Annotated in this window: 7 protein-coding genes; 3 read left to right on the top strand and 4 right to left on the bottom strand. The window is 40.2% G+C overall.

The window, feature by feature from the left end:
- Window positions 1-241 precede the first annotated feature (241 nt).
- The gene (locus tag ACPK8D_RS07135) at window positions 242-430 is read right to left on the bottom strand and encodes a CooT family nickel-binding protein (RefSeq protein WP_424717144.1); all 189 of its coding nucleotides are present in this window, start codon (window positions 428-430) and stop codon (window positions 242-244) included.
- Between the two features lie 186 nt (window positions 431-616).
- Entirely contained in the window at window positions 617-1,498 is an 882-nt protein-coding gene (locus tag ACPK8D_RS07130; RefSeq protein ID WP_424717143.1) for a damage-control phosphatase ARMT1 family protein, read from the bottom strand.
- A 355-nt stretch (window positions 1,499-1,853) separates the two neighbouring features.
- On the opposite strand from ACPK8D_RS07130, the gene ACPK8D_RS07125 reads away from it, so the two are divergent.
- The gene (locus ACPK8D_RS07125; protein ID WP_424717142.1) at window positions 1,854-3,410 is read left to right on the top strand and encodes a sulfatase-like hydrolase/transferase; all 1,557 of its coding nucleotides are present in this window, start codon (window positions 1,854-1,856) and stop codon (window positions 3,408-3,410) included.
- Window positions 3,411-3,471: 61 nt separating this feature from the next.
- Here the strand turns inward: ACPK8D_RS07125 and ACPK8D_RS07120 are convergent, their stop codons facing one another.
- Entirely contained in the window at window positions 3,472-3,747 is a 276-nt protein-coding gene (locus ACPK8D_RS07120) for an acylphosphatase (RefSeq protein WP_424717141.1), read from the bottom strand.
- A 459-nt stretch (window positions 3,748-4,206) separates the two neighbouring features.
- Window positions 4,207-4,437, bottom strand: coding sequence for a tautomerase family protein (locus tag ACPK8D_RS07115; RefSeq protein WP_424717140.1), 231 nt, complete (start codon window positions 4,435-4,437; stop codon window positions 4,207-4,209).
- A 650-nt stretch (window positions 4,438-5,087) separates the two neighbouring features.
- On the opposite strand from ACPK8D_RS07115, the gene ACPK8D_RS07110 reads away from it, so the two are divergent.
- On the top strand, window positions 5,088-5,339 hold the full coding sequence (locus tag ACPK8D_RS07110) for a hypothetical protein (RefSeq protein ID WP_424717139.1): 252 nt from the start codon (window positions 5,088-5,090) through the stop codon (window positions 5,337-5,339).
- Window positions 5,340-5,893: 554 nt separating this feature from the next.
- Window positions 5,894-6,391, top strand: a complete 498-nt coding sequence (locus ACPK8D_RS07105; protein ID WP_424717138.1) for an SRPBCC family protein — start codon at window positions 5,894-5,896, stop codon at window positions 6,389-6,391.
- Window positions 6,392-6,495 lie beyond the last annotated feature (104 nt).

Raw genomic sequence — 6,495 nt, 5'->3', positions numbered from 1 at the left:
GTCAAAATAACTGCATTTAGAAGCTTCTGTACAGCTAAATACTCGTGAAGAAGCAATAAGAAAGTTGATGTAATCAAGTTCAGTGCATTTAGGCGGATTTATTGCGTTCAACTCAAAGATTTTTTTGATTATATTTATTATAATTATAGTAATGATCATATTTTAATATAATTTGCAGAAAAAAGATTCAACCGCGTAAGTCCTACTTATGATAAAAGAAAGAGCATAAAAAATAAAAAATTCATTTTGCAAGAATAAGAGCTTCTCCGCGTGAGAAATTAACTTCCTTGACTGAACCCCTGACACTCATTTGATCGCCGAGAATTCCTGTAAGCTGGATTGAATCGCCTTCAACCAGGATCTTTGCTACGGAATCCATAATTCTCTCACGTTCATCTCCACGAAGTAAGAAGACATTGATTTCACACATCTTTTATTTCTCCTTAAAATTCATTCCGATTTATTAAATTTTGTTGATCCTATTGAGTATAAAGTATATTTTACGCGCGGGCATAGCTTTTTACTGCATGCGTTAGTTATTTTGCGCTATCCTGGCTATAGTCATTAGTGAGCCTTTATCAATAAGAAGCTTCCGAAAATCTCTCCTGTAAAAGCCTCAGGGATAGTTCATCAGTTTTGCAACGGACAGTCCCGGTTCAAGCCCCAGGTCTTCAGCTACGCACTCACATTTCGTAAGAAGCATATAAGCAATAGGCCCGAAGTTATGCTCTGAGAGAGTCTCGTAGTTGGCCATACCCTTGCTGATAATAAGGGTCGCATCCTTCATAGCCTGGAGAAGTTCGGCCGGGGCCTCCTCAATCAGGACACCTACGGCATTTGAGCCGGTAGTCAGGATTCGGTCAACCTTTTTATCAATTTCGAACTCTTTTACCTCTTCCAGGGTCACATCTGTGAGAATCGGCCCGCCCCGAACTACGAGTGTGATCTTTCCACCGAGTTTTTTGATAATATCAAAAACAAGCATATCGAAGAGAATTTCTCCGCAATTGTCGGCAATGTAAACGACATCCTGCAGGAGCCCGAGTATTTTAGGAGTATCGTCCACATCAAGCCCGTGTTCGAAATATTTCAGAAAAGCCGCCTCAAACTTGTCTTCACTGGCATCAAAGCCCATAATTCCGAAATCAAAGTAATTCGCAACCACGGATGCCAGCACTGCCCGCCTGAAAAGTTCCCCGTTGTCAGGAGAATTTTCATAAATTTTCTCTTCTGCCGCAGGCAGGACTTTCAGCGCAGCCTGGTTGATAAGCTTCTTTGTTACCGCATAAGGGTCATTGTCTTTCAGAACCTCATAGCATTTCCTGTGAATTTTGGTGGCCACGGAAGCGGATACGGCATCAGGGTTGTAATGTTTGTTCATAACTTCAAGGCATTCTTTGATGGTCTTGCTTATAAGGTCTTCATCATCCGTTGAAAGCTTAGACTGGAAGTGCACTCTTGAGAGCAGGCAGTAGGTACAGCGTGGGTTCATTTTCATAGGAACATTCCCTGTTTTTTGGTCCTGAAATAGATTTTGCCAGAATGTTATAGATATTTACGGCAAATATAATAAGAATTTACTCTTTCTGATAGAATAGATATTTAAAAAGGTAACTGAAATAGCAAAAATAGAACTGAAACAGCAAGACATAGAAAACTTCAGCGTAGATGCGTTCAGTAAACTTTAGCATTTAGTAAACTTCACAAGTCAAAAAAGTAAGAAGAAAATATTAAAATAAAATATGTATCGTGAGAAGAAAGCAAATCTCCTGAGAAAATATATCTCCAGAATACGTATCCTCAGAGTACATCAGAAGATAATTCTTTATAGCTTAAAGCTAAAATAATTTACAATGATCCAGGCAAATCGAGAATCCAGGGCTTTCCCAATTCTGTTTTTTCTTGCAATGTTTTTTGTCTTTTTCACTTTTTCAGCACCTGCCTCTGCACTGACCGAAGTTGAGGTAAATCCCGTTAATACACCCCATGGCGCAGTCGTGCTGATAGTGGACGGCCTGAGCGCGCCTTTTATCTATCCTGAGCTTACGCCGCATGCACTGGACGGCACACCCCTTGAAAAAGCCGAGCTTGAAAATCTACCGGAAATAAATAAAGAGAGTGCCAGGCTTCTGAAATTCCGTGCCCCTCAGACCTTTACCGAAGGAGGGCATTCAGTGCTTATCACGGGAAATCCGGGTGCGGACAGTGAGCTTGTAAGCTTTAAAGACGCAACAGTTTTCGATATTCTGCACAGGGAAGGTTATCTCTGTATTGCAGTTATGGAAAAAGGGGATTCCTGGTCGGTCTGCGCCGAGCAGGATGTTTTTCTCAGGGACAAAAATAACTCGATAAAGAACATGGCAATCGTGCTTGAGCAACCCGAGCCATCCCCTGGCACTCCTGAAGTGCCTGAAGGACTTTTGCAGGTTCTGGAAGAGGCGGCTCACAAAGCGCCTGGCTATGTCACATCAAAAGAGACCCGGGAAAAATACAGCGGATATAACAGATGGGGAATCGATACCGCCTGCGATATCGTGGAATATATGTCCGGAAACAGACCAGGACAAAAATACCTGCTCACAGTGAATGTAGGAGCTGTAGATATGAGCGGGCACTACAGGGATAACTATGGGTATATAGATTGTATCGAATGCCTCGATTCCGAATTTCCCCGGCTCTATGAACTCTGCAAAAAGAATGACATTGCCTTTGTCCTGACAGCCGACCACGGAATGGGTTTTTCCAAAGCGGATTCAAAAGGAGGCCACCAATCCGAAAAATTCTCAGTAACCGACGAAGCACAGCTCGTTCCCTTGATAGTAAATGCTGACGACGTTGGGATCGGAGTTCGCAGGGGAGAATACGGCCAGGAAGACTTTGCTCCGACGCTGCTTGGAATTCTTGACATCCCTGACAGGCCGAGGTTTGCAGAAGGAAATCAGATCCTCCTCACAGACCACGTAAACCTGAAGGTGGAACTCCCTGAGAAGGGCTCCGTAGAAATCAGGAAGGATGGAAACGTTATAGCCTCCCTGAAAAATGATGACCAGTTCCTCTTCCTGGGGCTTGAGCCGGGAAGTACCTTCATGACCAGCGCTGTCCTTGACTCCGGAAACAGCCTTGAAGCGAAGGAAAAAGAGGTTCTTCTTGAGACCGACTCGGTGCTTGAATTCACCGAAAAGGGGCAGAAAATCGAAGAAAAAAGCGGGAAAAATACGGAGTTTGATACTGGTTCAGGAGAAAAACCCACTTCTGCGGCAGGTTTTGAGAAAGGGAACTCGGGAACTTCGGATTCGAGTTTAAAGCATCTGATAGGGTATCTTGTGATAGGACTTGTAAATCTTGCGGGAATTATAATTATTGCAAAAATCCTGAAAAAAGCTCAAGAGACCGGAGAAGAGGAGAAATAAGAACCTGATGGATATAACGGATCTATGGATTTAACAAAATAATGGGTATAACGAAAAGAGATCATAAGTCATATACGTTTCCAAAGGCTTCCCTGAAGGTGACATCGACATCTTCCACATGAGCAAACGTGGGCCCTTTCCTGAGTTCACTTATAAAGAGCTTTACAGCTTCGGGTTTGCCTTCGGCAATGACAAAAACCCTGCCATCCCTTAAATTTATCGGGTTAGAGTCAACACCCAGACGCTCGGCAGCATTTCTTGCAAATCTTCGAAAACCAACACCCTGCACCCTTCCGGATACAAGGATTTCCGCCCGCACAGTTTCTCCAGAGGTCACAAATGGCTATTTTGAATAACCCTGATATATATCTATGGTTATTTCCGGTGGGGAAATTTGAGGGAAAGTGAGTTTTGGGAAGAAGGAAAATAGCAATTTATAAGGAAGATAAAGAAAGTTTTTCTTAACCTTATTTTGTTTAGTTGTAAATTTTTGGATTTGAGTCGGTTTTTTCATACGCCATATACGAGCTCAATTAAGGGATTATCTGCTTGTCCAGGATAGAATGTAAGGAGACGATTTCAATCAAGTATAGAGTCTACGTGTGAGTCGTAAGAAATAAAAGAGCTGATAAAGTCGCCGACGAATGTCCATAACAATATTAGACAATACTTTCACTCCGCTTTCTAAAGCATTTTATAATCTGAGGATATTGACAGTAATTGTGCATAGGAACGATGAGATCGCTGGCAGATATCAAATCCTGCCAGCTAATCTCCGGCTTTTCCTGATTATGGTTTAGGGCTTCTTTAAAGTACCCGCTTGCATGGCCCTTACTTCCTCCAATCCAATTGCCTGTCCACCTGCCCCCCAGCTTCCGCTCTTTACTTCCTCGACTACTACTAATGTAAAGCTACGGAGATTTTCTCCCATGAACGAGACTATAACGTCTGTGACGTCATTTATAAGCTTCTTGATTTCTTCCTCAGAGAATACACCTTCAATGAGTTTGATATCAACAAGTGGCATTTCTTTCGACCTCCCTATGTACAGTTTGACTTTTAGTCCACGTTTTTATTTAATTAATTATATAATATTTTATTCTATAAATACGCTAGTTATAAAGAGAATCTGAAAGTGTCTTTCAAGGGTTATTAAGCCTTAAAAAACATATTAAATACGTTTTTGGTATCTTTTCAATAACAAAGTTTGAATCTAAAACGGGATCAACAAAAAAGGCAACTTAAATCGCAATTAACTTAAATCCCAATTAAATTTTACTGAAAAACAATAAATTTTCGCTATAAACTGAGATTTATGTAGATAAGGCATTTACCCAATCTATTTTATTCAAAAACCGACTAATTTTATACGTTGTACTATGTGGCTGCAACCCCGATCTAAACATTTGATAACCTAAGGCTTAAGCTGGCGGTAATCGCTGGAAACTCCCAGGAAATTGAGTTTAGAAAAGCATACATTGTAGGAAGTAATAGATATATGAGGGTTATAGAAGAAACTCTAAAAAAATTTAGTTTTCTCAAATCAAACAATTACAAAAATATTATATCGTCCCTGCCCGATTATTTTGTTTAGAATAATTTAAGTTTTCATGCAATTTCAATGTCTTTCTCAAAAGTTTTATACTTAGACAGTCAAGTGATAGACAGGGATAAAGAGTGGAAACAATAAAATCAAACAAATATTATGATGCAGTAAAAGCGTATTTTATCGACCATAAAGATCCTGCCATGGTATATGCATTCCTTTTGAATAAGCTATGGACAGATAAGTATATACTATCTCAGAAAATGTATTACCAGCGTGTCGATAAGCTTAAAATGACGGACAATTGTGTTCGCTTCTATACAGGTACAGAGTGCGATCTTGAGTTGTGGTCAAATCCGGAAGATAAAGCTCTTGCGAACTGACTTTTTTGGAGGATATCAGAATCAATATTTTGCTCTTATAGTGCGTTTTGAAGATTTTTTCCACATACAAGCACTCAAAAGCAATACCTAAAAAACAATCCCTATATAGACTTCAGATCTCTTTGTGATTGAAAGGACTGTTATACAGCTCCTAATGAAACTCCTTGGAAAGTAAAAGTTCAGGCTTGTAGGTGTAGGGTCTTAAAACTTAAGGAAAGAGATGAGAGACAGACTTTGATTACGGATTTTTGATGATTACTTTTAGCTTTATTGCATTTTGCAGCTCAATCCGGGATTTATGAGGTTGAGATGAGAAATCAATAATATTGATCTTCAACTTCCCAACATCTACGTTTAGACTCCAAAGTCTACTGCACTTGATTTTTATACTTTAACTGCGTAATTCCTAGATATTATAAAATCCTGTTTTATTGATGAGTGGAAAGCCTGCATTCAAAAAAAATGGACGCTTAAACTGAAATTTATGAAAACAAAAAACTGAGCTCAGAGGTTATTCTACTCATTATTGTCAGGCATAAAGGGGGTAAGCATAAATGGTAGAATTGAATCAGAAAATTGGGGATCAAGAGCTTGTCATTACACGAGTTTTTAATGCACCGAGGGGTCTCGTTTGGAAGGCATGGACTGAGCCTGAGCACTTAATGCAATGGTGGGGACCGAAAGATTTCACTACGCCTGTTATCAAGATAGATTTCCGCGTGGGAGGGAAGTCTCTTTGGTGCATGCGATCACCTGAAGGTGAAGATTACTGGAGTACAGGTGTTTATCGGGAAATTGTCGAGCAGGAGAAGATTGTCACTACCGATTCATTTTCGGATGCTCAAGGTAATGTGGTACCAGCTTCTCATTATGGAATGAGCGGAGATTGGCCCTTAGAGCTACTTGTGACGGTAATATTTGAAGAAAACAACGGTAAAACTAAGATCACTCTGCGACATGAAGGCATTCCAGCTGGTGAAAATAGAGATTCGGCTGAGGCTGGTTGGAACGAATCCTTAGACAAGCTCGCTGAATATCTGATGAAAGTTTAAAAGAGATCAAATTAGGGAAATAATTGCATCCATTAAAAGTAATTAAACATGGCAAAAAATCACAATCTGGAAAAATACATCCTTGATGCCGCTTGGAGTAAACT

Origin of the sequence: Methanosarcina sp. (genome assembly GCF_049706645.1) — an archaeon.
In the GTDB taxonomy this organism is placed as follows: Archaea; Halobacteriota; Methanosarcinia; order Methanosarcinales; family Methanosarcinaceae; genus Methanosarcina.
The sequence above is the reverse complement of the archived record's forward strand: the minus strand, read 5'-3'. Positions and strand labels throughout refer to the sequence as shown.